Origin of the sequence: Paenibacillus radicis (ex Xue et al. 2023) (genome assembly GCF_024722015.1) — a bacterium.
Lineage (GTDB): Bacteria > Bacillota > Bacilli > Paenibacillales > NBRC-103111 > Paenibacillus_S.
In genome coordinates, this window is sequence record NZ_JANQBD010000015.1 from 177,879 (window position 1) to 203,272 (window position 25,394).

The 25,394-nt window shown below is 46.9% G+C and carries 24 protein-coding genes; 23 read left to right on the top strand and 1 reads right to left on the bottom strand.

Annotated features, from left to right (window positions below):
- Positions 1-132 precede the first annotated feature (132 nt).
- The 17 genes from dapF to spoVM all read left to right on the top strand — a co-directional run bounded on the left by dapF (position 133) and on the right by spoVM (position 18,538).
- On the top strand, positions 133-972 hold the full coding sequence (dapF, locus tag NV381_RS20745) for a diaminopimelate epimerase (RefSeq protein ID WP_258215190.1): 840 nt from the start codon (positions 133-135) through the stop codon (positions 970-972).
- A 104-nt stretch (positions 973-1,076) separates the two neighbouring features.
- Positions 1,077-2,969 (top strand): bifunctional homocysteine S-methyltransferase/methylenetetrahydrofolate reductase, encoded by a 1,893-nt coding sequence (locus NV381_RS20750; protein WP_258215191.1) that lies wholly within the window; start codon positions 1,077-1,079, stop codon positions 2,967-2,969.
- 39 nt (positions 2,970-3,008) lie between these two features.
- Entirely contained in the window at positions 3,009-3,890 is an 882-nt protein-coding gene (locus NV381_RS20755) for a YicC/YloC family endoribonuclease (protein ID WP_258215192.1), read from the top strand.
- Between the two features lie 70 nt (positions 3,891-3,960).
- Entirely contained in the window at positions 3,961-4,221 is a 261-nt protein-coding gene (gene remA / locus NV381_RS20760) for an extracellular matrix/biofilm regulator RemA (protein ID WP_009672664.1), read from the top strand.
- Positions 4,211-4,831 carry a guanylate kinase gene (gene gmk, locus NV381_RS20765; protein ID WP_258215193.1) on the top strand — a complete coding sequence of 207 codons (621 nt, stop codon included), beginning with the start codon at positions 4,211-4,213 and terminating at the stop codon, positions 4,829-4,831. The genes remA and gmk overlap by 11 nt, the downstream gene beginning before the upstream one ends.
- Positions 4,832-5,047: a DNA-directed RNA polymerase subunit omega gene (rpoZ, locus tag NV381_RS20770; RefSeq protein WP_258215194.1), complete on the top strand. Its 216-nt coding sequence runs from the start codon at positions 4,832-4,834 to the stop codon at positions 5,045-5,047.
- Between the two features lie 63 nt (positions 5,048-5,110).
- A complete protein-coding gene (gene coaBC, locus NV381_RS20775; protein WP_258215195.1) occupies positions 5,111-6,322 on the top strand; it encodes a bifunctional phosphopantothenoylcysteine decarboxylase/phosphopantothenate--cysteine ligase CoaBC in 1,212 nt (403 codons plus the stop codon).
- 2 nt (positions 6,323-6,324) lie between these two features.
- Positions 6,325-8,955 carry a primosomal protein N' gene (gene priA / locus NV381_RS20780; protein ID WP_258215243.1) on the top strand — a complete coding sequence of 877 codons (2,631 nt, stop codon included), beginning with the start codon at positions 6,325-6,327 and terminating at the stop codon, positions 8,953-8,955.
- Between the two features lie 92 nt (positions 8,956-9,047).
- Complete coding sequence (gene def / locus NV381_RS20785) at positions 9,048-9,527, top strand: peptide deformylase (protein WP_258215196.1); 480 nt, start codon at positions 9,048-9,050, stop codon at positions 9,525-9,527.
- Positions 9,524-10,471, top strand: a complete 948-nt coding sequence (gene fmt, locus NV381_RS20790) for a methionyl-tRNA formyltransferase (RefSeq protein ID WP_258215197.1) — start codon at positions 9,524-9,526, stop codon at positions 10,469-10,471. The genes def and fmt overlap by 4 nt, the downstream gene beginning before the upstream one ends.
- 173 nt (positions 10,472-10,644) lie before the next feature.
- Positions 10,645-12,051 (top strand): 16S rRNA (cytosine(967)-C(5))-methyltransferase RsmB, encoded by a 1,407-nt coding sequence (gene rsmB, locus NV381_RS20795; protein ID WP_258215244.1) that lies wholly within the window; start codon positions 10,645-10,647, stop codon positions 12,049-12,051.
- Between the two features lie 100 nt (positions 12,052-12,151).
- Entirely contained in the window at positions 12,152-13,234 is a 1,083-nt protein-coding gene (gene rlmN, locus NV381_RS20800) for a 23S rRNA (adenine(2503)-C(2))-methyltransferase RlmN (protein WP_258215198.1), read from the top strand.
- Between the two features lie 8 nt (positions 13,235-13,242).
- Entirely contained in the window at positions 13,243-14,022 is a 780-nt protein-coding gene (locus NV381_RS20805) for a Stp1/IreP family PP2C-type Ser/Thr phosphatase (protein WP_258215199.1), read from the top strand.
- 6 nt (positions 14,023-14,028) lie between these two features.
- Positions 14,029-16,302 (top strand): Stk1 family PASTA domain-containing Ser/Thr kinase, encoded by a 2,274-nt coding sequence (gene pknB / locus NV381_RS20810; RefSeq protein ID WP_258215200.1) that lies wholly within the window; start codon positions 14,029-14,031, stop codon positions 16,300-16,302.
- Positions 16,302-17,282 (top strand): ribosome small subunit-dependent GTPase A, encoded by a 981-nt coding sequence (gene rsgA, locus NV381_RS20815; RefSeq protein ID WP_258215201.1) that lies wholly within the window; start codon positions 16,302-16,304, stop codon positions 17,280-17,282. Before pknB ends, rsgA begins: the two co-directional genes overlap by 1 nt.
- Before the next feature lie 2 nt (positions 17,283-17,284).
- A complete protein-coding gene (rpe, locus tag NV381_RS20820; protein WP_258215202.1) occupies positions 17,285-17,941 on the top strand; it encodes a ribulose-phosphate 3-epimerase in 657 nt (218 codons plus the stop codon).
- A gap of 516 nt (positions 17,942-18,457) precedes the next feature.
- Positions 18,458-18,538, top strand: a complete 81-nt coding sequence (gene spoVM, locus NV381_RS20825; protein ID WP_258215245.1) for a stage V sporulation protein SpoVM — start codon at positions 18,458-18,460, stop codon at positions 18,536-18,538.
- Between the two features lie 140 nt (positions 18,539-18,678).
- Here the strand turns inward: spoVM and rpmB are convergent, their stop codons facing one another.
- A complete protein-coding gene (rpmB, locus tag NV381_RS20830; RefSeq protein ID WP_028550362.1) occupies positions 18,679-18,867 on the bottom strand; it encodes a 50S ribosomal protein L28 in 189 nt (62 codons plus the stop codon).
- A gap of 255 nt (positions 18,868-19,122) precedes the next feature.
- Between rpmB and NV381_RS20835 the strand changes: the two genes are divergently transcribed.
- The 6 genes from NV381_RS20835 to NV381_RS20860 all read left to right on the top strand — a co-directional run bounded on the left by NV381_RS20835 (position 19,123) and on the right by NV381_RS20860 (position 25,369).
- Entirely contained in the window at positions 19,123-19,485 is a 363-nt protein-coding gene (locus NV381_RS20835) for an Asp23/Gls24 family envelope stress response protein (protein WP_258215246.1), read from the top strand.
- A gap of 69 nt (positions 19,486-19,554) precedes the next feature.
- Positions 19,555-21,423, top strand: a complete 1,869-nt coding sequence (locus NV381_RS20840; protein WP_419182285.1) for a DAK2 domain-containing protein — start codon at positions 19,555-19,557, stop codon at positions 21,421-21,423.
- A 51-nt stretch (positions 21,424-21,474) separates the two neighbouring features.
- Positions 21,475-22,326 carry a DegV family protein gene (locus tag NV381_RS20845; RefSeq protein ID WP_258215203.1) on the top strand — a complete coding sequence of 284 codons (852 nt, stop codon included), beginning with the start codon at positions 21,475-21,477 and terminating at the stop codon, positions 22,324-22,326.
- 1 nt (position 22,327) lies between these two features.
- Positions 22,328-24,382: an ATP-dependent DNA helicase RecG gene (gene recG / locus NV381_RS20850; RefSeq protein ID WP_258215204.1), complete on the top strand. Its 2,055-nt coding sequence runs from the start codon at positions 22,328-22,330 to the stop codon at positions 24,380-24,382.
- 107 nt (positions 24,383-24,489) lie between these two features.
- The gene (locus NV381_RS20855) at positions 24,490-24,777 is read left to right on the top strand and encodes a stage VI sporulation protein F (RefSeq protein WP_258215205.1); all 288 of its coding nucleotides are present in this window, start codon (positions 24,490-24,492) and stop codon (positions 24,775-24,777) included.
- 166 nt (positions 24,778-24,943) lie between these two features.
- Positions 24,944-25,369, top strand: a complete 426-nt coding sequence (locus tag NV381_RS20860; RefSeq protein WP_258215206.1) for a MarR family winged helix-turn-helix transcriptional regulator — start codon at positions 24,944-24,946, stop codon at positions 25,367-25,369.
- Positions 25,370-25,394 lie beyond the last annotated feature (25 nt).

The window sequence follows — 25,394 nt, forward strand, 5'->3', positions numbered from 1 at the left end:
GAGCGCGGGCTTTTTGCATTTTCCGGGAATATCGGTTAAAATTTTGCGGAAAAACTATGCATGCTATTCGTTTTGCGTTATGATAGTGGCTAAACAAAAGGAACTCTAGAATGATTGAAAGCGGGAGAGATCATGAATTTTACAAAAATGCATGGGTTAGGTAATGATTTTATCGTCGTTGCGGGCGAAAGCGAGCTGCCGTCGAACTCAAGCGAGCTCGCCGTTCAATTATGCAGCCGTTTTTTTGGCATCGGAGCTGATGGTTTAGTCTATATATTGCCTTCAGATAAAGCAGATTACCAAATGCGTATTATTAATTCAGACGGATCGGAATCCGAACAATGTGGCAATGCGGTACGCTGCGTCGCTAAATATATATACGAGCATAATCTTATTGATTCCTCTCGAACCGAGCTATCTATCGAGACGTTGGGAGCGGGCGCACAGCAGGTACAGCTTACTGTATCGCATGGCAAAGTAACTGCCGTTCGTGTTGATATGGGAGAGCCCGTGCTTCAAGGAAAGCTGGTACCTACTACTATCGATCAGGAGCAAGTGCTGAACTATCCTATTGAAGTGGCTGGACGAGTATTTCACTTTACCGCTGTCTCGATGGGGAATCCGCATTGTGTCATTTATGTAGAGGACGCAGCGGCAATCGATCTTGCAGTGTGGGGACCGAAGCTTGAAGTACATCCGTTGTTTCCGAGACGAGTGAACGTTGAATTTGCGACAGTCAAATCACGAGACGCTATGGATATGCGGGTGTGGGAACGTGGAGCAGGACCAACCTTGGCATGTGGGACGGGCGCTTGCGCTACTTTGGTATCATCTGTGTTGAATGGATTGTCCGATAGAATAGCCACCGTTTCATTAAAAGGTGGAGATTTGTTTATCGAATGGAGCGAGGCTGACAACCATGTATATATGACTGGGCCTGCCGAGCAGGTGTATACGGGTATTCTTGACTAATAAAACGCGCTCGTTGCGAAGTTGGGTTGTTTCGCCAGCTATTGCTAATGAACAGCCGTTTAACCTTGTGGTGTAAATGAAAAGGGAAGGCAGGACGGTAGAGGATGAAGCTTGATTTGAGGGAAGCGCTCCGCCAGCAAATTATTATTGGTGATGGGGCCATGGGGACATACTTGTATCAGATGGGATTTCCTGTAGGTATATCTTATGAGGAATTAAATTTGTTAAAGCCGGATGTAATAGCGGATGTTCATAAACGTTATTATGAGGCGGGCGCAAGATTAATTGAAACAAATACATTCTCCGCTAACCGCGAGAAGCTGTCCAAGTACGGACTCGAAGAGAATGTTGAGGCTATTAACCGCGCGGGCGTTGATTTGGCTCGCAAAGCAGTAGGCAGCGATGCTTATGTCGTGGGGGCAATTGGTTCCATTCGTGCAGGAATGCGCAAAAATTTTCGAACTGTCAAAATAAAAGAAGATTTGCGTCAACAAATTGAGATTTTATTGGACACGCAAGTGGACGGGCTGTTATTGGAATCATTCTATGATCTTGAGGAGCTGCTGCTCGCTCTAAAAATAATACGCAAGCTCAGTTCATTACCGGTTATATGCCAGTTCGCTACGGAAGGAACGGGGACGACACAAGATGGCGTTACGCTGCATGATGCTTTTGCCAAACTGAAGCAGAATGGTGCTGATGTTGTTGGCTTTAACTGCCGAAGCGGTCCTAACGGCCTTTTACGTTCACTTGAAAAAGTAGCTGCAGCAGGCGACGTATTGCCTTATTCTATTTTCCCTAATGCAGGTATACCCGATTATGTCGATGGTCGCTTTACCTATGCGGCAACGCCGGAATATTTTGCGGAAACGGCACTGAAATTCGCTGATCTGGGAGCGCGTATCATAGGCGGATGCTGCGGAACTACGCCTGAGCATATTGCTGCGATGTCGAAGGCGATTGCTATGTATACACCGGATCCGACCGCCTTGGTTAATGAGTCGCAGTCAACAGGGGTAGTTGAGCTGCCTCAACGTGAATCGGTAGCAAAATCGGTTGATGAAATAACGAATGCAGCGGTTGAGCCTAATATCATCGATTTGGTGAAGCAGCGCCATACGGTTATTGTGGAGCTGGATCCGCCACGCGATTTGGATATTGAGAAATTTATGAAGGGCGCACACGCGCTTAAAAAAGCAAAAGTCGACGCTTTGACTATGGCAGACAATTCATTGGCTGTAACTCGAATGAGCAATTTGGCTCTCGGTTATTTGGTAAAAGAGCAGACAGGATTACGTCCGTTGATTCATATTGCTTGCCGTGATCGCAATTTGATTGGGACTCAATCCCATATGATGGGATTGCATGCTCTTGGAATTGATCATGTGCTCGCTGTAACAGGAGATCCAGCGCGATTTGGCGATCTGCCGGGTTCGAGCTCTGTCTATGATTTGACCTCATTCGAGATTATCCGTATGATCAAGCAGCTGAATCAAGGGGTAGCTTTCTCCGGCAAGCCGCTCAAGAAACAAGCGAACTTTATTGTAGGCGCTGCGTTTAACCCTAACGTCAAGCATCTGGATAAAGCCGTGCAAAGACTGGAACGGAAGATAGAAGCAGGTACGGACTATATTATGACACAGCCGGTATATGATGCTCAGTTGATTGAGAAAATTTACGAGGCGACGAAACATTTAAGCATTCCTATTTTTATCGGCATTATGCCGCTGGCTAGCGGGGGCAATGCGGAATATTTGCATAATGAAGTACCGGGCATCCAGCTTTCCGATGAGGTGCGCCAGCGTATGAGCGGTTTGAAGGGTGAGGAAGGCCGGGCAATGGGCGTGCAGATCGCCAAGGAGCTTTTGGATACGGCGATGAAGTATTTTAACGGAATCTATCTGATGACACCTTTTCTCTCTTATGAGATGACCGTCCAGCTGACAAATTATGTATGGGAGAAGTCGGGGAGAGCTATTTCCACTTGTACCCACTAGCAAAATGAATTAATATAGGATAATGGATGTGAAAATGCGATGATTCGCAGTATGACCGGATTCGGACAAGCAAACCGCGCCTTTGCTGGCTATAGCGTGCAAATGGACCTGAAATCGGTCAATCATCGCTATTGTGAAGTCATTGTAAGGATGCCCCGCGAATGGTTAAAGTATGAGGATTTACTTAAACGCACCATTCTGGAGCGGATCAAACGAGGACGTGCAGATCTGTTCGTAACGATCGAACGCAGCTCTGCAGCGAATCAAACGGCAGAGCTGAATTGGACTTTAGCAGAAGCTTACCGCTCGGCGGCTGAGCAGCTGAAGGACAAATTTGGCCTGCATGAAGTGATGGAAGTGAAGGACTACTTGCGTATCCCTGATTTGATTTCCATTAAGGAAACGGTCGAAGTTACGGAAGAGGAAATTGAGTTTGCGCTTAAAGAGTGCGTAGGCATTGCGGTTACACAGCTTCTTCATATGCGTGAAACGGAAGGCAGCCATTTATATGCGGACACTCTGCAGCGGATTGAAGCTACGGAATCCTTTCTTGAGCAAACCAAACGATTGGCTCCTCAAGCCGTGCTGGATTACACAGCTAAGTTGCGTTTACGCATTCAGGAGCTGCTGCAGCAAACCGTTATTGATGAGGCGCGTTTAGCTACAGAGGTTGCGGTATTTGCCGAACGGGCCAATGTGGATGAAGAGATAACCCGTCTGCAAAGTCATCTTCAACAATTCAAACAGCTGCTGGACTCTATGGAGCCGGTTGGGAGAAAATTAGACTTTCTTGTACAGGAAATGAACAGGGAAGTGAACACAATCGGATCTAAAGCAAACCATGCCGGTCTCACAGCACTTGTCGTGGAAATGAAGGCCGAGCTGGAGAAGATGAGAGAGCAGATTCAGAATATCGAATAGAAGGCTAATGAAAGCTAATGAATGCTTACGAGGCGGCTTTGTTGTAGCAAAGCCTGTGGGAGGAAAATAGATGGCTATCAAACTTATTAATATCGGTTTCGGTAATATTGTATCCGCAAATCGGATCATTTCTATCGTTAGTCCGGAATCGGCGCCGATCAAGAGGATCATACAAGAAGCACGCGATCGTCACATGTTGATTGACGCGACTTATGGACGCCGCACCCGAGCAGTGATTATAACCGATAGCGACCATGTGATTTTATCTGCGGTACAGCCTGAGACGGTGGCGCATCGACTTTCCAATAAGGACGATGATCATGACGAGTAGTGACAAGGGGATTTTGATTGTATTATCAGGACCTTCCGGAGTTGGTAAAGGTACGGTTTGTAAAGCACTTCGGGAATGTGCACCTGATTTAATCTACTCGGTTTCAGCTACGACACGTGCTCCTCGTGAGGGTGAAGTGGATGGCGTGAATTATTTCTTTAAGACAAGGGAACAATTTCAGCAGTTGATCCAAGATAATCAAGTTTTGGAATGGGCTGAATATGTTGGTAATTATTACGGAACACCTCGTAAGTTTGTTGAGGATACTCTAAACTCCGGCAAGGATATTATTCTGGAGATTGAGGTTCAAGGCGCTTTGAAAGTAAAGAAGTCGTTTCCAGAAGGTGTGTTCATATTTTTGCTGCCTCCGTCAATGGATGAGTTAGAAAGCCGTATCATTGGGCGGGGAACGGAATCACAGGAAGCGATCCGCAGCCGGATGTCAGTAGCCATGGATGAAATTCGCATGATGGAGCATTATGATTATGCTATTGTTAACGATCATGTTGAGCATGCTTGCTCAAGTATCCAATCGATTATAGTAGCTGAGCATTGCCGCAAGGACAAAGTCGTAAGTAAAATAAAACAATGGATGGCAGAGGTGAAATAAATGTTATACCCTTCAATTGACAAGCTGTTAGATAAAGTGGATAGCAAATATTCGTTGGTTGTTGCCGCGGCAAAGCGTGCAAGATTGCTGCGTGATGGAGCAAAAACGGAGGTTCGTAACAGAGCTTCGTACAAGAATGTAGGACTTGCATTGGAAGAGATTTATGAGGAGCATATCTCTTACGAGAAGCTTCCTACCAAAGAAATCGTAAAGTAAGCTGTTCTACCAACAACCCTTGTGGTTGTTATTTTTTTCTCGACAATTGGGGGCGAAAAGGGAATGCTTCGAAATAAAACTATCGTTCTTGGCGTTAGCGGGGGAATTGCTGCTTATAAAGCAGCTGCAATTTGTAGTAAATTGGCTCAAGCAGGGGCTGATGTGCGCGTCATCATGACCGAATCCGCCACCCGTTTTATAGCACCTCTAACCTTTCAAACACTATCTCGACACGATGTGATTGTGGATACATTCGATGAAAAGGATGCTTCCGTTGTATCCCATATTGATTTGGCGGATCGTGCGGACCTTGTTGTGGTAGCTCCGGCTACGGCCAATATAATTGGCAAAATGGCGCATGGTTTGGCCGATGATATGTTAAGCACAACCCTCTTGGCAACAACAGCTCCAGTACTTGTTGCTCCGGCGATGAATGTCCATATGTACGCCCATCCCGCAGTCCAGGCCAACATGGAAACTTTGGCCCGACGCGGGGTGTTATTTGTGGAGCCGGGAACTGGACAATTGGCTTGCGGATATGTTGGCAAGGGAAGGCTTGAGGAGCCAGAGCAGATTGTAGAAGCGATACACCGCTTTTTTATGGAGAAAGGGCAGCTGCGCGGCAAAAAAGTGTTGGTTACCGCAGGTGGAACGGTTGAACGAATTGACCCTGTCCGCTATTTAACCAATGATTCGTCTGGTAAAATGGGGTATGCGATTGCGGAAGCCGCACGAAGTATGGGGGCGGAGGTAACACTTGTGACTGGAAAGGCTTCTTTGCCGGTTCCCGAAGGTGTGAAGGCAATCCATGTTGAATCTGCGCAGAACATGCTGGAGGCTGTTTTGGAAAGATTCCCTGATTCCGATATTGTAATTAAAGCTGCAGCTGTAGCCGATTATCGGCCTGCGGAGCGTGCAATGCAAAAAATTAAAAAAAATGAACAAGAAATGACCCTTACTTTGGTCAAGAATGAAGATATTTTACAAACCATTGGCAGGATGAAAAAGCATCAATACTTAGTAGGATTTGCAGCCGAGACTGAACGTATCGACGAATATGCGATGGGCAAGCTGTTGAAGAAAAATTGTGATCTGCTTGTAGCCAACGATGTTACGCAGGAAGGCGCAGGCTTCGGAACAGATACGAATGTCGTCCGATTGTACGATAAGAATGGCTTGGTAAAATCGCTGCCTATCATGACTAAACAGGGTGTAGCACGAGAACTGTTAACGCTCATTGCTGAACGGACTACGAAGGGAGAAGGGACGAACTAATGATGTATGCAAAAGTCATTGTGGATGTCCCTGCAAAACAAACAAACCGCGCGTTTGACTATTTTATACCGGAGAAATTGCGAGAATGGGTTATGGTTGGCAGCCGGGTAGGCGTCCCTTTTGGCCCAAGGAAGCTGCAAGGGTTCGTTGTCGGATTGCAGGATCATGTGGACTACGACCCGGCCAAGGTGAAGCCGATTGCTGAAGTAATGGATTTGTACCCGCCCTTAACACCTGATCTGGTTGAGTTAGCCAGTTGGATAAGCAACACGTACTTATGCCACGAAATTACGGCACTGCAGGCGATGATACCTGGTGCTTTAAAGGCGAAGTACGAACGGCATGTGAAAATTTCGGATACTATGGCTGGTAAGCGCAATGATGAAAAGCACACCATAGGCCAACATTCGATGTTGCTGCCGGTGCAGGATGAAATCATTAGCTATGTCCGTGAAAAGGGATCGGTAGAAATCGAAACCTTACTGCAAAAGTTCGCTGCAGACGGTGGTTCCGTAAAGCAGCTGATGCTGGAGGGTACTTTAGTTGAGGTTCAGCTGATCAAAGACCGGATGGCTACCAAAAAGATATTGACGGTTATTCCCCATGAGGAGCCATCGCAGCTATTGGAATGGGCGGAGCAGCTGCCGGGAAGATCGGCTAAGCAGAAGGAAGTGCTTCAATACTTTGCGGAACGGCCATACCCGATTAAGCTTAGTGAGCTTTTAAATGAGCTTAGCATCAGCGCGAGCACAGTCAAAGGATTGGCGGATAAAGGCTGGCTGGATATACAAGAGGTTGAAGTGTTCCGTGATCCCTACGCGGAGCGTTACTTTCGCAGAACGGAACCACTGCCGTTAATGCCGGAGCAGCAGCAAGTATTCGATCGAATTTCACAGGCTGTTCTGGATGTCAGGCATCAAGTATTTTTGCTGCAGGGAGTTACTGGAAGCGGTAAGACGGAGGTATACCTGCAGTCGATTCAAACCTGTCTGGATCAAGGCCGCGAGGCAATCGTGCTGGTTCCTGAGATTTCCTTGACGCCACAAATGGTTGAGCGGTTTAAAGGCCGCTTCGGCAATTTGGTAGCTGTATTACACAGCCGACTATCTCCTGGTGAGCGATACGATGAATGGCGCAAAATAATGCTCAAGCAGGTGAGCGTTGTAATTGGTGCGCGCTCGGCTATCTTTGCCCCTTTTACCCGAATCGGGTTGATTATCATAGATGAGGAACATGAATCCTCTTACAAACAAGAGGAGAGCCCCAAATATCACGCACGCGATGTAGCCGTTGCTCGTGCTGGACAGCATCAGGCTGTAGTAGTGCTAGGCTCGGCTACACCATCGCTTGAAAGTATGTATGGGACGATGCGAAAGAATTCGGATAGAGCTTTGGAGCAAATGTCGACGGCAACTGGAAATAGCTATACTGCAGCTGCCAAATCCGATTCGGCAGCGAGAGGTTCTATTACAGCTGCAACAACCTCCCAAGCCGCATGGAGTGGCACTATTCAACAGCAGGCAGCTCCATTCGAGCTGCTAACCATGAATAATCGCGTTGAGGGGCGTCCCCTTCCTCGTGTGCATATCATTGATATGAGAGAAGAACTTCGGGAGGGAAACCGCTCGATGTTCAGCCGTTCCTTGTATAAAGCGATTGAAGAACGGTTACACAAGAAAGAGCAGATAGTTTTGCTGCTGAACCGCCGCGGATATTCGACCTTCGTGATGTGCCGCACATGCGGATATGTCGCGCAGTGCCCTCATTGTGATATTTCCTTAACCTATCACCAAAGCTCGCGCGCCATACGATGCCACTATTGTGGTTATGCTGAACGTGAGGTGACCGTTTGCCCAAGCTGTACCAGCGAGCATATCCGTCACTTTGGCACAGGCACACAGCGAGTGGAGGAAGAATTGAGCAAGCTGTTCCCCGGAATCCGGGTAATCCGTATGGATGTAGATACAACAACCGAGAAGGGCTCCCATGAGAAATGGTTGACCATGTTCGGCAACCGTCAAGCTGATCTTCTCTTAGGTACGCAAATGGTAGCTAAGGGACTTGATTTTCCCCATGTTACATTGGTGGGAGCATTAGCGGCTGACACGGTGCTTAACCTGCCCGATTTTCGTGCTGCAGAACGGACATTCCAATTGCTTACGCAGGTAGCAGGAAGGGCTGGACGGCATGAGCTGCCAGGGGAAGTGTATGTACAAACGTATGCGCCGGAGCATTACAGCATTATTAGCGCCAGCAGACATGACTACAACAGTTTTAAGGATAAAGAAATGACGCTTCGTAAATTCCATGAATATCCGCCATTTCATCGGCTTATCTTGATCACTTTATCGCATGAACAAATACCTTTGCTTATGAGGACGGCAGAAGCGTTGGCAGCAAGGCTGAAGGAGCTTGCCCAATCATTGGCTCCGCTCCCGATTGAAATTTTGGGCCCTGTGGCATCGCCAATTGCCCGCATCAAGGATAGATATCGGTTCCAATGCATGATAAAATATCGGGGTGAAGCTTCCATTTCGGGTCTTGTACAGCAAGCTGTCGCATCGTTTGAAGATGTGGAGAGACAGCACAAGCTGACGATTAGTATCGATGTTGATCCGCAGGTATTGATGTAAAGCTTAACTCTTTTTAAGAGAATCTATTATTTGTTTTATTCATAAAAATTTATTTTATTGAGCTTTGTCTCTAAAGAAAGGTGTGTTAATAAATGGCTATTAAAATTATTGTAAAGGATCCCGATCCAGTTCTGCGTGAGAAGTGCAAGCCTGTAACCAAAATTAACTCAAACATCCATAAGCTTCTGAATGATATGGCCGATACGATGTATGATGCGGAAGGTGTAGGCTTGGCTGCGCCGCAGATCGGCATCCTTAAACGTGTTATTGTAATGGATGTTGGGGATGAGAAGGGATTGATCGAGTTGATTAATCCTGAAGTCATCGAAACCGAAGGTGAGCAGTTTGGTCCTGAAGGCTGTTTGAGCATTCCTGGTATGAACGGTGATGTTCGCCGTGCGCTTCGGGTAGTTGTGAAAGGACTCGACCGTGACGGCAATGAAATCGTCGTAGAAGGTACGGAGCTGCTGGCACGATGCATTTTGCATGAAGTGGATCATTTGAACGGGGTGTTGTATACAGACCTAGCTGATAAGGTATACCGGGTTGACCCTAAGGGCGGTGAAGCATGAGAGTAGTTTTTATGGGCACGCCGGAATTTGCCGTGCCTTCTTTACTTGTTTTGCTGGAAAGCGGGGTGCAGGTGGTCGGGGTTGTGACTCAACCAGACCGACCTGTCGGCCGCAAGCGGATTCTGACTCCTACACCGGTTAAGGCGGCTGCAGAGAAGCACGGTATTCCCGTGCTTCAGCCGGAGCGGCTGCGCCGTCCTGAGTCGGTTGAGGCATTGAGAGCGCTGCAGCCTGATTTAATTGTGACTGCAGCATATGGGCAAATATTGTCCAAGGCCGTGCTGGACATTCCGAAGCTGGGCTGCATTAATATTCATGCCTCCTTACTGCCTCAGTACCGCGGAGGCGCACCGATCCACTATGCCGTCATGAACGGTGATGCGGTGACGGGTGTGACTATCATGTACATGGCAGAAGGATTAGATACTGGAGACATGATTAGCCATGTGGAGGTACCCATTGAGGATACGGACACAACGGGCTCTATGTTTGATAAGCTTAGCATCGCAGGAGCTCAGCTGTTAAAGGAGACGCTGCCGGAGCTTCTGGCAGGCGATGTACAAGCAGTAGCACAGAATGATGCGGAGGCGGTTTATTCACCGAATATAAGCCGTGAGCAGGAGCTAATTGATTGGAATCAGCCGGCTTTATCCATCTGGAACAAGGTGCGTGGGTTAAATCCGCGTCCAGGTGCCTATACAATATGGAACGGAGATGTATTGAAAATCTGGTCCTGCGCAAAGCCGGATTCCATTGATGCATCTGCCGGACGAGCGAGGCGGGCTGCAGGTACTGTCGTTGCTGTGAGCGAAGCAGGCGTACAGGTAGAAACGGGAGAAGGGCTGCTGACCATTACAGAGCTCCAGCCTGCCGGTAAGAAGGCGATGGACGCCGGGCAGTTTGCACGGGGCGGCCAATTGACGCCTGGAACGGTTCTCGGTTAAATAAATAACTGTAACCGGAATCGGGGAAAGAGAGCAGGAGGCCATACAAGTTGAATAACGGCATCGGAAAAGACAACATAAAGGAAAACAAACAAGGCGGCAGTGCTAACGGAAGATCTGGTGATTTGAACACGGTGACCAAACAGCCTGCGAAGAAAAGAAAGAGCGACGCCATGAATGTAGGCAAAGGTCGTCAAAGCGGCCATGGTTCTAGCCCGAAAGCAGCAGATAAGCGCAGTGGCGGAGGTAACCCGGCCAGTTCAAATGGAAGCAAGCTAAAAGGCGGCGCGAGAGAAGCTGCATTGGATGTGCTGCTTAGGATTGAGCAGGATCGTTCTTACAGCAATTTGCTGCTGCATCAAATTTTACTCAAATATAATTTGGGTAAACCGGATGTTGGTTTAACTACCGAAATCGTATATGGCACAATCCAGAGATTGAATACGATTGATTATTTTTTAGGACGGTTTGTTGCAAAAGGAATGGCAAAGCTTGAACCATGGGTTCGCAGCTTGCTAAGACTCAGCTTCTATCAAATTTATTACCTGGATCGCATTCCCGATCACGCTGTCGTTAATGAAGCTGTCAATATGGCCAAGCGCAAAGGGCATCAAGGGATCTCAGGGATGGTTAATGGAGTGCTGCGCAACATCATCAGGCAGAAGGAGAGCTTGCAGCTTCCAGCTGGCCTGCCGCCTGCAGAGCGGATCGCTTTGACCCATTCCCATCCGGAATGGCTTGTACGGCGCTGGATAAGCCAGCTGGGTGAAGTCCGGACGGAGCAAATTTGCGAAGCTAATAATGTTCCGCCTCGAGTCAGTATACGAGTCAACACGCTGAAGCAGAGCCGCAGTAAGCTGATTGAGCTTCTGCAGCAAGCGGGTCTTGAGGCAGAAGCATCTGAATTGGCGCCCGATGGCGTTATCGTCCGAGGCGGCGGCAACATGGCCTTAACATCCTGGTATGCGGATGGATTATTTTCTATCCAGGATGAGAGCTCAATGCTGGTTGCGCTCAGTCTTGATCCTCAGCCAGGAGAAAAAATATTGGATTGCTGCGCAGCACCCGGCGGTAAAACGACACATATAGCTGAGAAAATGGGAGATCGCGGCGAGCTGTGGGCTTGCGATATTCATGAACATAAAGAGAAGCTGGTTCAAGAGCAAGCAGAGCGGCTTGGTCTCAGCTCGGTGCACACGGTTGTCACTGATGCACGTAAGCTGCGGGAGCAATTTGCCGAGCAAAGCTTTGACCGCATCCTGCTGGATGCTCCTTGCTCAGGGCTTGGTGTAATCCGGCGCAAGCCTGATATGAAATGGAACAAAAGTGAACAGGAAATAGAAGGCATTTGTGTAATTCAACACGAGCTTCTGGAACATATTCATACGCTGCTCCGTCCAGGAGGTGTGCTTGTTTACAGCACATGTACACTGGAATATAACGAGAACGAGGGGATGGTTAAACAGTTTCTGAAGGCACATCCTGAATTCGAATGGGACCAGCCTCAGCCGCTGCAAATCTATCCTTATGAGTATCATTCCGACGGCTTCTTTATAGCCAAGCTGCGTAAACGAGCGTAAATAAAAGAGATATGGTAAAATCTAATCTATGTGCAGTGATAAACGACATTTCGTAGATTTGTTACTGTACTCCAATTGATAAAGCGGGTTGTGATAAATAATGGAATTGACAAAACAAAAAATGTATAAGCCTGATAAACCTTATGTATACGATCTGACTTTGGAGCAATGGCAGGAATGGGTCAAAGATAATAATGAGTCAGGCTTCCGTGCCGGACAAATTTTTGACTGGCTGTATGTGAAAAGAATATCAAGCTTCGAAGAGATGACGAATCTGCCCAAAACTCTTCGAGATAAACTGGCGCAGCATTTTGATTTCGTCACCCTGGAAGAAGTTGCTAAATATGAATCGAAGGATGGAACGGTGAAGTTTTTGTTCGAGCTGTCTGACAAAAACGCCATTGAGACTGTCATCATGAAGCATAGCTATGGTAACAGCGTCTGTGTAACCACACAGGTAGGCTGCCGAATTGGCTGCACCTTTTGTGCGTCTACATTGACCGGACTAAAGCGAAATTTAACTTCGGGTGAAATTATTGCCCAGGTGGTCAAAGCCCAGCAGCTGTTGGATGCGTCTAATGAACGCGTTAGCAGCATCGTTATTATGGGGATCGGCGAGCCGTTTGAAAATTATGACGCCATGATGGCTTTTCTGAAGGTTATGATTCATCCTAAAGGTCTGAATATCGGTCAACGCCATATAACCGTTTCTACGAGCGGTATTGTACCGAACATATACAGATTCGCCGATGAGCAAACGCAGATTAATTTGGCAATCTCTATTCATGCACCTAATGATACGCTGCGTTCTAAGCTGATGCCCGTCAACCGGCGGTTTCCTTTCGCTGATTTAATTGAAGCTTGTCAATATTATGTGGCCAAAACCGGTCGAAGAATTACGTTTGAATATGCTTTGATGGGTGGGGTTAATGACCGTCCCGAACATGCAGAAGAACTGGGGCAAGTGCTTAAATCCTTTCCAATGGCTCACGTCAATTTAATTCCGGTTAACTACGTATCCGAGCGCGACTATGTAAGGACACCCAGGGACGATATTTTTACATTCCAGCGTATATTGGAGCGTAACAAAGTTAATGCGACGATACGAAGAGAACAGGGAAGCGATATAGCGGCAGCCTGTGGGCAGCTGCGTGCAAAGCATATGGAGTCAGGTGCGAGGTGAGGAGAACCATGATCAAAACGGCCAGTCAAACGGATATCGGAAAAGTCCGAATGGTCAATGAGGACCGAGCGGTTGTGCAGGAAAATTTGAACGGCTTCGTATTGGCCATAGTTGCAGATGGAATGGGCGGCCATCAGGCCGGAGACATCGCGAGCCAAATTGCGGTTGATGTTATTTATTCGGAATTGCAAGCAATTCCACAAAGTCCGACTGTCGAGGAACGGAAAACCATCTTGAAATCGGCGGTAGAGCTTGCGAACGAGAAGATTTTCGCTTTCGCCGCCGAGCGGGAAAGCTATCATGGTATGGGAACTACCGTTGTAGCGGTATTGGCGGACGAGAGTTCCGTTGTTGTTGGGCACATAGGTGACAGCCGCGCCTATCAGATAAATGTTCAAGGCATCGAGCAGATTACAGAGGATCATTCTCTTGTGAATGAATTGGTTAAAAGCGGCCAAATCACCCGAGAGGAAGCAGGAAATCACCCTAGACGTAATGTTTTGACTCGAGCGCTAGGGACAGAAGCAACAATTGAAGTGGATGTAAGGGACTTGTCATGGAATCAAGGCGATATTTTACTTTTATGTAGTGATGGCCTAAGCAGTCTTGTAAGCCCTGATCAATTACTTGCCGTTGTTAATGGGGACGGGCTTCTGGAAAGCAAGGCTCAACGGCTTGTTAATGAGGCGTTGGAAGCTGGCGGTGATGATAATATTACCCTTGTGCTTGTCAGTAATGGTTTAGGTGAATCAGAGGATAATGCACATTTTGACGGCGAAGAGAGGTGATGATGAATGATAGGTAAGCAGCTGGGAGGACGTTATGAAATACTTGAGCGTGTTGGCGGCGGCGGGATGGCAATTGTTTATAAGGCACTCGATATATTACTACATCGCCATATTGCTGTTAAGATTCTGCGTTCGCAGTATGTACATGACGAGGAATTCATCCAGCGGTTCCGGCGTGAAGCCCAAGCCGCGGCATCGCTATCCCACTCCAACGTAGTCAGCATATATGATGTTGGTCAGGAAGAAGATATCCATTATATTGTTATGGAATATATAGAAGGCACTACTTTAAATGAACTTATCAAGGAAAAAGCGCCGCTGCAGGTGGAGGAAGCCGTCCATTTCGCCAGCCAAATTTGTGATGCGCTTGATCACGCCCATCATAATCAAATCATTCATCGTGATATTAAACCTCATAACATCTTAATCGGCAAAAATGGCAGAGTGAAGGTTACGGATTTTGGTATTGCGCGTGCCATCACATCATCTACAATAACCCAAACCGGCTCTGTTGTCGGTTCTGTCCACTATTTTTCACCTGAGCATGCCAAAGGAACCTTTACTGGTGAGCAATCAGATCTTTATTCACTCGGCATTGTAATGTATCAGATGCTTACGGGTCGGCTGCCTTTTTTGGGGGAAAGTCCGATAAGTGTAGCATTGAAGCATTTACAGGAGGAAGTGGAGGAGCCGCGCAAGGTCAATCCTCTTATTCCGCAAAGCGTGGAAAATATTATTTTGAAAGCCATGCGTAAAAATCCGGCGGAGCGTTACCGTACGGCCAAACAAATGCTGGATGATTTGGATAGCTGTCTGCTCCCGCATAGACGCAATGAAGCTAAAATCAATTTCATGGACGATGATGAACTGGATGAAGAGAAAACGCGTGTTATTCCTGCAATCCGTCCAGACCAGTATTCGCTCTCAGCCGGAGATAGGGATGTCAGCCCCACAAGAGATGCTGAGGAGCCTCAAGAAAAAAAGAAAAACCGCTGGGTAAAGCCGTTAATATGGATTATTGTTCTATTGCTGGTACTCGGCGGAATGTGGTACATGGTAGGAGTAGTGAAAGCCAAGTTCGTTATTCAAGAGGTTGAGGTGCCGTCGGTTGTTACAAAGCCGATATCCGAAGCCCAGGCTATACTGAAAGCAGCCAATCTGGAGTCTGAGGTCATTTTTGAAAATTCCAAGGATGTGCCCAAAGATGTGGTCATTCGGCAGGATCATTTGAACATGAAGCTCAAGATTCATTCTAAAGAAACCTTGTATGTCAGCAAAGGTGTTGAAAAGCTGAAAATGCCGGGTGTCACTGGCAAGAAGCTGGGGGATGCCAAAATGGCGATTATGGCACTTGGCATAACGGAAGACAGAATTAAGCTGAAGCCGGAATTTGTGAATGAAGAACCTGAGACCGTTATTTTACAAACGCCGGCATTGAATGATGAATTGGATCCAGCCACTGCTGTTGTCATGTTAACGGTGAGCAAGGGGAGAGAAACGTTCAAAATGCCCGATTTAGAAGGATTGAGTGAATCAGAGGCCAAATCCCGGATTACCGTCAGCAATTTGAAGCTTGCTCAGGACGGCATCAATGTAGAAGCCAGCTATAAACAGCCTAAAGGTAAGGTAATTACGCAATTCCCTTACAAATACAATGATGAGGTTTCACCAGGAGCCGAAATCAAGCTGATTATAAGCTCCGGACTGCCAGAAGAAGCAGGGCCTATGAAGATTGCCGTGCCAATCAAGCCGTCGAAGGAAGGTAAGGAAACGACCGTTAAGCTTGTATTGTCTGATGCTCAATATGAAAACTTTGAATATAAAACAATTACCAAAGTGACCAAAGCAAGTACAGTCGATGTAAGTCTGGTTGTAGCACCTGATAAGCGAGCTGTCATTCAGGTCAAGCAGGACAATGTACTGGCTGATATGATAACCGTTACCTATGATGATTTTATCGCTCAGAAGAACGGCAAGCCGTTTAATCCTATTCCCGCCGGTTCATCAGGAACAACGACACCTGGCACTCCGACACCTGGTACTCAACCTCCTGGCACCACAACGCCGGGAACGACTGTGCCGGGCCAAACTACTACACCTGGAGCAGGCACAACACCGGGGACGAAACCGCCAGCCAATTCAGGAGGGAACCCTGGTACCGGTACGGGTAATCAAGGAACGCAAGGAACTCAGGGAACACAAGGAACACAAGGAACGCAACCACCAAATCCAGCAAACGCCACACCGGGTTCTGGCACCGGCACAGGAGGCAGAAGCTAATGCCACATGGTCTTATTGTAAAGGCTCTAAGCGGTTATTATTATGTGCTGCCTGAAGATGGAGAAAATATGATGTCGGTCCAATGCCGGGCTCGTGGAATTTTTAAGAAACGCGGAGAGTCCCCGCTGGTAGGGGATCGGGTGCTTTATGGATTGACTGAAAATGGTGAAGGCACCGTAGATGAAATTTTACCGCGCACTTCTGAGCTGGTCCGCCCACAGGTTGCTAATGTGGAGCTGGCTGTCCTGGTATTTGCCGTGCAGGAGCCTGCATTGAATTTGCAGCTGCTGGATAAATTTCTGGTGCACACGGAAAGCGCCGGTTTGGAGACCATTATTTGTTTGACCAAACAGGATTTAATTTCAGTCGATGAAGCCGTTCATCCAGATACACAACAGCAATCCCAAGTGTGGAGCGGATCTAATTCCAAGTCCGGATCAGTCGTGGCTACCGAGACTAGCAGCATGAGCCTTATAGTTCAATTATATGAGAAGGTTGGGTACCAGGTTGTCGTAACTAGTGCCAAAATGGGCATTGGGATCCAACCGATTCTTGAGAGGCTTTCCGGTCGAATCAGCGTATTCGCGGGTCAGTCTGGTGTCGGCAAATCTTCATTGCTGAATGCTATGGTGCCCGGATTGCAGCTAGAAACAAACCAAATCAGCATGAAGCTTGGAAGAGGAAAGCACACGACTCGTCATGTGGAGTTAATTCGTTTGCAAAATGGCGGGCTTGTTGCGGATACTCCAGGCTTTAGCCAGCTTGATTTTGCACAAGTTGAGGAAGCCGAAGATCTAAGCTCATGCTTCAAGGAATTTCGGATCTACGCAGCTGAATGTAAGTTCCGCGGCTGCCAGCATCAGCACGAGCCTGGGTGTAAAGTTATTGAAGCCAAGGAGCAGGGAGAAATTGCTGAATCCCGCTACGATCATTATTTGCACTTTCTTACAGAAATTAAAGAGAGAAAAAGGAGGTACTGATTATGCTTAATATAGCACCGTCTATTTTGTCGGCAGATTTTTCAAAGCTAGGTGCTGAAATAGCCGATGTGGAACGTGGAGGTGCCGATTGGATTCATGTGGATGTTATGGATGGACAATTTGTTCCAAACATAACGATCGGCCCGTTGGTTGTGGAGGCCATCCGTCCCCATACGGCCCTCACATTGGATGTTCATCTGATGATTGAGAATCCGGATATCTACATACCTGCTTTCGCTAAAGCTGGGGCCGACCTGATCTCTGTACATGTTGAGGCTTGCCGTCATCTGCATCGCACGCTTCATTTAATAAAAGAGCAGGGTATTCAAGCGGGTGTCGTATTAAATCCTGCTACCCCTTTATCAACGATTGAGTACGTAATGAATGAATCCTTGGACCTTGTTCTCATTATGACAGTCAATCCTGGATTTGGCGGCCAGCAGTTTATTTCTGGAATGCTGCCAAAGATTGCCAAGCTTCGAGAAATGTTGGATGAGCGCGGCTTGCAGCATGTACACATAGAGGTTGATGGCGGGATTAATGCCCAAACAGCAAGACAAGTGGCTGCGGCCGGGGCTAATGTACTGGTAGCGGGGAATGCCGTATTTAATCAACCGGATCGAGCAGAAGCAATACGGCATATTCGCGGCGAGGTGTGAGACGGCTATGAGATTTCTGACCGTGCTAGGCTTTAGTCTGCTTTGTGCTGGTATGTTGACGCTTTTTTCACAAATTCAGGACTTATTAAAATATCTATTTTCTTTAGGAGCGCTATATACAGGAGTCCAGTTTTTTAAAAGGTATGATAGTCGTGGTATGCGGATTGCTTTTGTTGTGAGTACCATTGTGTTATATTTCCTCTTTGCCGTTATTTATGCGATATATCTCACAATTCAAGCGGGCACATTGCCACCTTCAGTTTAACAAACATTCATGTCCATGCACGTTCATAAATCAGCTTTCAGCTGCATAATATGGTTACAAAAGTTCCGGCTTTTGTAGCCTTTTTGTTTTTTGGGGCTTGATTAGAATGGATAGGCACGTTTTGAAAATAGAGGAATATAATGGAGTATGATGAAACATGATGCTTGGGAATAGCAGCGTGCAGCCAGCTTAAGTACAGGATGCTTGAGGAATTACAGCTGGTTAAACGCAACCTAGAAGGAGGGGCAGAAATGAGATTTTATACAATCAAGCTACCGAGGTTGTTAGGCGGACTAGTCAAAGCCGTACTTAATACGTTCAGCAAGAACTAATCCCTAAATATCCAAAGGCTTCGCTATGTGTCCATACAGGTTGAAAGAATTTTAAGCGAAGCCCAGAATAAAAGCTTATACTTACGTAACTAAAAAAAGCACCTGGGCCCCAGGTGCTTTTTGTCGTCGGTGGTTAAAGATTACACACGAGTAACTTTTCCGGATTTCAAAGCCTTCGTGCTTACATAAACGCGCTTTGGTTTTCCGTCCACAAGAATACGAACCTTTTGAACGTTAACACCCCAAGTACGCTTCGACTTGTTATTAGCATGAGATACATGGTTGCCTGTTCCGGGTCCTTTACCGGTAATAAAACATTTGCGGGACATTGTATGACACCTCCTTAAAAGCTACGATGATCAAAGATCCTCGAAAGCGATCTCTCCGTATGCAAATCCTGTTAAAAAACACACTTAAATATCATATCACAAGGTAATAAATAACGTCAATGTTCCAGAGATGTTTTTCTGCAAGTTTCTTGATTGCCCCTACAGCGGTGGACGTATATTTTATTTATTTCTGTCCGCTGATATAGTAAAATAAAAGTTAGTCCATTCTAATCTATATCAAAGGAGCTTTTGATGATGGCTATTGAACTGGCTACAGAGTATGGCAAAGTATGGGTAGCGGATGGGGTTATTGCTGTATTGGCAGGCTCAGCTGCATTGGATTGTTATGGACTTGTTGGAATGGCATCGCGCAATCAGCTCAAGGATGGGATTGCAGAGTTGCTTCGTCAAGATAATTTGAGCCGTGGTGTAGAGATACGTCGTGATGCGCAAGGTATGACGGCAATTGATTTATATATTATTGTCAGCTATGGAACTAAAATATCAGTAGTAGCTCATAATGTTCAAACGAAAGTTAAATATGTATTAAATGAGGTTGCAGGGCTTCAGGTGGAATCAGTGAACATTTATGTTCAAGGGGTTCGGGTATCTGAATAATTTCAGAGAGAAAGTGTCCAGCTTAGCATAAGGAATGGATTCACTCTGAAGTAGGAAGGGGAATGTTTGTTGAGCAAGCATCTAGTTCGTATTAATGGGAATGACTTTATCCGCATGGTGGAAAAGGGAGCGCAGCAGCTGAGAGAAAATGTGGAAAAGGTCAATGCGCTCAATGTGTTTCCTGTACCCGATGGGGATACAGGGACTAATATGAACCTGACCTTAACATCCGGTGTTGAAGAGCTGAAGCGGCGTTCATCTCAACAGATTGGTAAATCGGCGGATGCTCTGGCCAAGGGGCTGTTGATGGGAGCGCGCGGCAATTCGGGAGTAATCCTGTCTCAATTATTTCGCGGATTTTCAAAAGAAGTAATGGAAGCGGATTCCATCGATGCCAAACAGCTGGCGGCAGCTCTCCAGAACGGCGTCACCATGGCATATAAGGCGGTTGTCAAGCCGGTAGAGGGTACGATTCTAACCGTTGCCAAGGAAGCGGCCAAGCATGCGGTTAAGCAAGCAGAACGCATATCGAATGTGGTTGAGCTGATGAGAGAAGTGTGCAATAAAGGCAGGGAGGCACTGTCTAATACGCCGAATCTGCTCCCGATCCTTAAGCAGGTTGGAGTAGTAGATGCGGGCGGCCAAGGCTTGCTGTTGATTTACGAAGGCTTTCTTCAAGCGTTGGAGCAAGGTGAAGAGGGAGCTGGCAGTAAAGACAACGAGGCGGAAGCTCGTCCGGGTTATCTTATTGCTACTGCACCTGATGGGGCTGTACAAACGGGAACAAACCCGGTTCATCGCTCATCTGCTATTGATGCCGCTGTAATCGGGGGCGCAGGAACTACAATCGGGGAACCTAAGCGGGCCCAAGCTAAGCTGTCAACAGAGGATATCGAATTCGGATATTGCACGGAATTTATGGTTACTCTGCAGGCGCAGAAGCAGAAGCTGACAGGCTTAATCTTCGATGAACAGGTATTCCGGCAGGAGCTGTCCAACTTCGGAGATTCACTGCTTGTTGTGGCTGACGATGATTTGGTCAAAGTGCATATCCATGCGGAATATCCGGGAACAGTGATGAACCATGCCATGCAATATGGTGATTTAAGCCGGATCAAAATCGAGAATATGCGTGACCAGCATACGCATATCCTGCTTGAAGAGGCCGAAGAGCTTAATGGGAGCAGAAGCGGAGCCGCGATAACCAACGATTCTCAGCAAGCAGTTTCTGTAGTTGATCATGGGTCGATGGGTACGGTGCAGGATGTAAGAGAATTAAAGCAATACGGCTTTGTCGTGGTATCTGCCGGACAAGGAATCTCCAATATCTTCAACAGCCTAGGCGTGGACCAGGTGCTGCATGGAGGCCAAACCATGAATCCGAGTACGGAGGATATCGTGAATGCTGTAAGGCTTGTCCCAGCTCATACCGTGTTTGTATTACCCAACAATTCAAATATTATTATGGCGGCCAGACAAGCGGTTGATCTAGTAGAGCACAAACAAATGGTAGTTATTCCTACCAAAGCGATACCGCAAGGTATTGCTGCAGTACTTGCTTTTCAGGAGAACGCTGTACTTGAGGAGAATACCGATAGTATGCATAAAGCTATTGGTCAGGTTCAATCCGGTCAGGTTACCTATGCGGTTCGTGATACGCGTATAGATGATATGGACATTGCACAAGGGGATTACATTGGAATCCACAACAGCAAAATTGTATCAGCCGAGCCTGATTTATTACTTTCCTGTAAGCGACTGGTAGATAGCTTGCTGAATGATGGAGCAGAAATTGTTACCTTGTATACGGGTGAAGAAGCGGAGCACGATCAGACTGAGCGGCTTGTGAGCTATATCGAGGACACGTATAAAGAAGTGGAAGTAGAGGTTCATGCAGGCGGTCAACCGCTTTATTATTATATTATATCCGCCGAGTAAAGTTATCGTATTTATTACCGGGAAGATGGGGAAGTGGAGGTGGAGTCGTTTTTGAGTCAAATTCGGATCGTTACTGACAGTACAGCTGATATTCCAGCTGATTTACAAGAAGCATTAGGCATTGAGGTTATTCCATTAAAGGTGCATTTCGGTATGGATACTTATCGTGACCAAATAGATATGAGTTCAGAAGTTTTTTTTGAAAATTTGACGAGTTCTGCTGTTCTTCCTACAACATCGCAGCCTTCGCCCGTACAATTTGTGGAAACGTATAAAAGGATGCTTAAAGCTGCGGATACCTCAATTATATCGGTTCACTTGTCTTCAGGGTTAAGCGGAACCTATCAATCTGCAATATTGGCTAAATCGATGATGGATGATAGTGCAGATCTAACGGTTATTGATTCCAAATCAGCATCCTATGGGTTTGGCTCCATAGTTGTTGCAGCGGCGGAGGCTGCTCGTGCGGGGCGAAGCAAGGATGAGATAATCAACCTGATTCATTCGATGCGTCAACAATTGAAGCTTTATTTTTTGGTGGATACGCTTGAGTATTTGCAAAAAGGAGGCCGTATCGGAAAAGCCGCCGCTCTGGTAGGTTCGCTGTTAAATATTAAGCCTATTTTGTCAGTGTCTGATGAAGGAACTGTCTATTCAGTTGATAAAGTGAGAGGCCAGAAAAAAGCGATGGCTCGGATTATCGAACTTTTAAAACAGGATTTGGGAGATAAGCCGTTGAACATCACAATTGCGCATGCAGCAGCTCTGGACAATGCTGAACTATTCAATGAAATGATGCTGCAAAATTTCGTTGTCAAGAGCACGCGTTATACACAAATTGGTCCTGTTGTAGGAACGCATACCGGTCCCGGAGCCGTAGCTGTGTTCGTTAATCCGGTTTAATATGACCATTGATTTATACCAAATTCCGGTTAAAGAGGTGCATGGGGTCAAGGGGAAGAAGCCGGAGGAGCTTCTGACACTAGGCATTGCTTCGGTCGGTGAGCTGCTTGATTACTATCCTTTTCGGTATGAAGATTACACGCTGCGTGATCTGACAGAGGTGAAGGATGGGGATAAGATCACAGTCCAAGGAACCATTGCGGGAATGCCGCAGGTTCAGATGTATGGTCGAATCAAATCAAGATTGACCTGCAAGCTTGTAGTAAACTCGCTCTTTATTACGGCTGTCTGGTTTAACAGACACTATATCAAAGATCAACTGCAGGCTGGCACTGAAATTATATTAACCGGAAAGTGGGATCAGAAAAGGCTGCACCTTACCGTATCAGAGTCACAATTTCCGGGAAAAGGGACTACGCAGATCGGAACGCTGCAGCCTGTTTATTCGGTTACCGGAGCTATATCCCAAAAATGGATGCGTCAAACAACCAAACAGGCGATTACACAATATGGCGGTCTCATTCCTGAGGTGCTTCCGCAGGAGCTGATGGACAAATATGAGCTGATGCCCCGTAAGCAAGCAGTGGCTCTGCTGCATTTACCAGGCTCCATGGCAGAGGGTTTGAGTGCACGCAAACGGATGGTATTCGAGGAGCTGTTCTTGTTTCAGCTGAAAATGCAGGCTTACCGAGCATTGAATCATGACCGGGCTGATGGGGTTGCCCATCAGCTTGATTTGCCTGAAGTGAGGGCATTCGTACGGGCGCTCCCCTTCAAGCTTACCGATTCGCAAAAGAAGGTGCTGGCCGAAATTTTACACGACTTGCAGCAGTCCTTCTGCATGAACCGTCTGCTTCAAGGGGATGTTGGCGCTGGGAAGACTGTAGTAGCGGCAGCATCATTGTTCGCTGTTGTTAAAGCAGGCTGTCAAGGAGCGCTGATGGTGCCGACCGAAATACTTGCTGAGCAGCATAAACGGTCTCTGGAGCGTTTGTTCGAGCCGTATGGCATTAGTGTTGCACTGCTTACCGGCAGCCTGACAGACCGGCAGAGACGGGATGTATTGGCCTCTCTGCAGATGGGGTTGATCGATGTGATCGTCGGGACGCATGCCTTAATCCAGGAGGATGTATTCTTTCGCAAGCTGGGGCTCGTTGTAACCGACGAGCAGCATCGTTTCGGCGTTAATCAGCGGAGTATTTTGCGGCGCAAAGGAATGAATCCGGATGTGCTGACGATGACAGCAACACCCATTCCGAGAACCCTGGCGATAACAGCCTTTGGAGATATGGACGTATCTACATTGAGCGAGCTGCCGAAGGGGCGCAAGCCAATCAAAACCTATGCAGTAACTCATGATATGCTTGAAAGGGTGCTGGGCTTTATTCGTCGCGAGGCTGCCGAAGGACGGCAAGCCTATATTATTTGCCCGTTAATTGAAGAATCGGAGAAGCTGGATGTCCAGAATGCTATCGATGTGCACGCTCAATTGCAGTTCGCTTTTCCAGAATACAAGGTAGCACTCCTGCATGGGAGGATGCCTGCATCGGAAAAGGACGAGGTCATGCGTGGCTTCAGCGCAAATCAAACTCAAGTGCTTGTATCGACTACTGTAATCGAGGTTGGCGTGGACGTACCGAATGCAACTTTGATGGTTGTATATGATGCGCATCGTTTTGGTTTGTCGCAGCTTCATCAGCTTCGCGGCCGGGTTGGCCGTGGAGAACATCAATCCTACTGTGTGCTCATCGCTGATCCGAAGAATGAGGTCGGCAAGCAGCGCATGAAGGCGATGACCGACACCAACGATGGCTTTGAGATCGCGCGGCGCGATTTGGAGCTTAGGGGCCCGGGTGATTTCTTCGGTACCAAGCAGAGTGGACTGCCGGATTTTCGGCTTGCTGATATGGTCACAGATTTTGAGGTTATGGAGCAAGCGCGCGATGAGGCGGCAGCACTCGTCCGGCATCCTGATTTTTGGACAGCCGCGGCCTATTGGAAGCAGCGTGAATATTTACAGCGAGAACATATTTTTGACAGTGAATTGTTGGATTAAAAGTATTGTAAAGTTTTGTCCCGTTTAATAAGACACATGTCCGAGCCTCCCGTCATAGACTTATTAGGAGTGAATTTCTCATTTCCTTGATCGGAGGTATTTGTGGCATGAGCTATCAAAAGTTCGGATTTGAGCCTGCATTTGTGGAACGCGTTAAAGCGAAAATGAAAAATCCGGATACAAAAGAACGTATCAAAATGATTCTGCAGGGCGTGACCAAGTACGATCTGCAGGACAGGGCCAAGGTGCGTCGATTTGTCGGTATGCTGGGTAAGGTGCTTGGTGAGAAATTGAGCGACAAACAGATAGAGCATATGGTGAATTTTGTGATTTCGCAAAAAATCGATCCTAACAACACATTTCATCTTATCAAGTTGTGGGGGATGTTTCGATAGCGAGAGAAAAACGGTTAAAGACTTAGGCAGACCAGCGGGTCTGCTTTTTTTTGCGTGTTTTTGGCTGAATATGGCATTTGACGGTTTGAGAAAGCGAGTGGTAAATTTATCCCAAAGTAATTTTACCATAAAACTATTTGGTGATTAAAGGATGTGATAAATATCGATGGCCATTGAGGATAGTTTGGCTCAAATCGACGAATTATTCCGAAGAGTAGCCAAGTTCAAGGATCAATTCACGGAGCAGCACAGCTTCTCACGCCAGCAAATGCTGCTGCTGATTACGCTGCTTTGTAAGAAGAGAACTACGGTGGGTGAGCTTGCAGAGGAGCTGGGCCTGTCCACAAGTGCTACCACAATCGCTATTAATCGTCTGGTGATATCCGGTCACATCGATAGAACTCGAGATGAAACAGACCGTCGTGTTGTATGGGTAGAGCTTACGGAACCTGCGACCGAAACCATCATGCGATTGAAGGAAACAAGGGATCAGATTTTAATTGGCATGCTGCAAAAGCTTACGGCAGAAGAGCAGGAACAATTTATTGGTTTACTCCGAAAAATGACAACGGATTTAATTATTAAACAATGATTTTGAAGGATGGTGCGCTTGGGTA

Coding starts and splice junctions, on each gene's coding strand:
- NV381_RS20755 (WP_258215192.1), top strand. CDS start 3,009: ATGATTCGCAGTATGACCGGATTCGGACAAGCAAACCGCGCCTTTGCT.
- NV381_RS20805 (WP_258215199.1), top strand. CDS start 13,243: ATGATCAAAACGGCCAGTCAAACGGATATCGGAAAAGTCCGAATGGTC.
- coaBC (WP_258215195.1), top strand. CDS start 5,111: ATGCTTCGAAATAAAACTATCGTTCTTGGCGTTAGCGGGGGAATTGCT.
- spoVM (WP_258215245.1), top strand. CDS start 18,458: ATGAGATTTTATACAATCAAGCTACCGAGGTTGTTAGGCGGACTAGTC.
- def (WP_258215196.1), top strand. CDS start 9,048: ATGGCTATTAAAATTATTGTAAAGGATCCCGATCCAGTTCTGCGTGAG.
- remA (WP_009672664.1), top strand. CDS start 3,961: ATGGCTATCAAACTTATTAATATCGGTTTCGGTAATATTGTATCCGCA.
- NV381_RS20855 (WP_258215205.1), top strand. CDS start 24,490: ATGAGCTATCAAAAGTTCGGATTTGAGCCTGCATTTGTGGAACGCGTT.
- NV381_RS20835 (WP_258215246.1), top strand. CDS start 19,123: ATGGCTATTGAACTGGCTACAGAGTATGGCAAAGTATGGGTAGCGGAT.
- fmt (WP_258215197.1), top strand. CDS start 9,524: ATGAGAGTAGTTTTTATGGGCACGCCGGAATTTGCCGTGCCTTCTTTA.
- recG (WP_258215204.1), top strand. CDS start 22,328: ATGACCATTGATTTATACCAAATTCCGGTTAAAGAGGTGCATGGGGTC.
- priA (WP_258215243.1), top strand. CDS start 6,325: ATGTATGCAAAAGTCATTGTGGATGTCCCTGCAAAACAAACAAACCGC.
- rlmN (WP_258215198.1), top strand. CDS start 12,152: ATGGAATTGACAAAACAAAAAATGTATAAGCCTGATAAACCTTATGTA.
- pknB (WP_258215200.1), top strand. CDS start 14,029: ATGATAGGTAAGCAGCTGGGAGGACGTTATGAAATACTTGAGCGTGTT.
- rpmB (WP_028550362.1), bottom strand. CDS start 18,867: ATGTCCCGCAAATGTTTTATTACCGGTAAAGGACCCGGAACAGGCAAC.
- rpe (WP_258215202.1), top strand. CDS start 17,285: ATGCTTAATATAGCACCGTCTATTTTGTCGGCAGATTTTTCAAAGCTA.
- NV381_RS20750 (WP_258215191.1), top strand. CDS start 1,077: ATGAAGCTTGATTTGAGGGAAGCGCTCCGCCAGCAAATTATTATTGGT.
- rsgA (WP_258215201.1), top strand. CDS start 16,302: ATGCCACATGGTCTTATTGTAAAGGCTCTAAGCGGTTATTATTATGTG.
- rsmB (WP_258215244.1), top strand. CDS start 10,645: ATGAATGTAGGCAAAGGTCGTCAAAGCGGCCATGGTTCTAGCCCGAAA.
- rpoZ (WP_258215194.1), top strand. CDS start 4,832: ATGTTATACCCTTCAATTGACAAGCTGTTAGATAAAGTGGATAGCAAA.
- NV381_RS20860 (WP_258215206.1), top strand. CDS start 24,944: ATGGCCATTGAGGATAGTTTGGCTCAAATCGACGAATTATTCCGAAGA.
- gmk (WP_258215193.1), top strand. CDS start 4,211: ATGACGAGTAGTGACAAGGGGATTTTGATTGTATTATCAGGACCTTCC.
- dapF (WP_258215190.1), top strand. CDS start 133: ATGAATTTTACAAAAATGCATGGGTTAGGTAATGATTTTATCGTCGTT.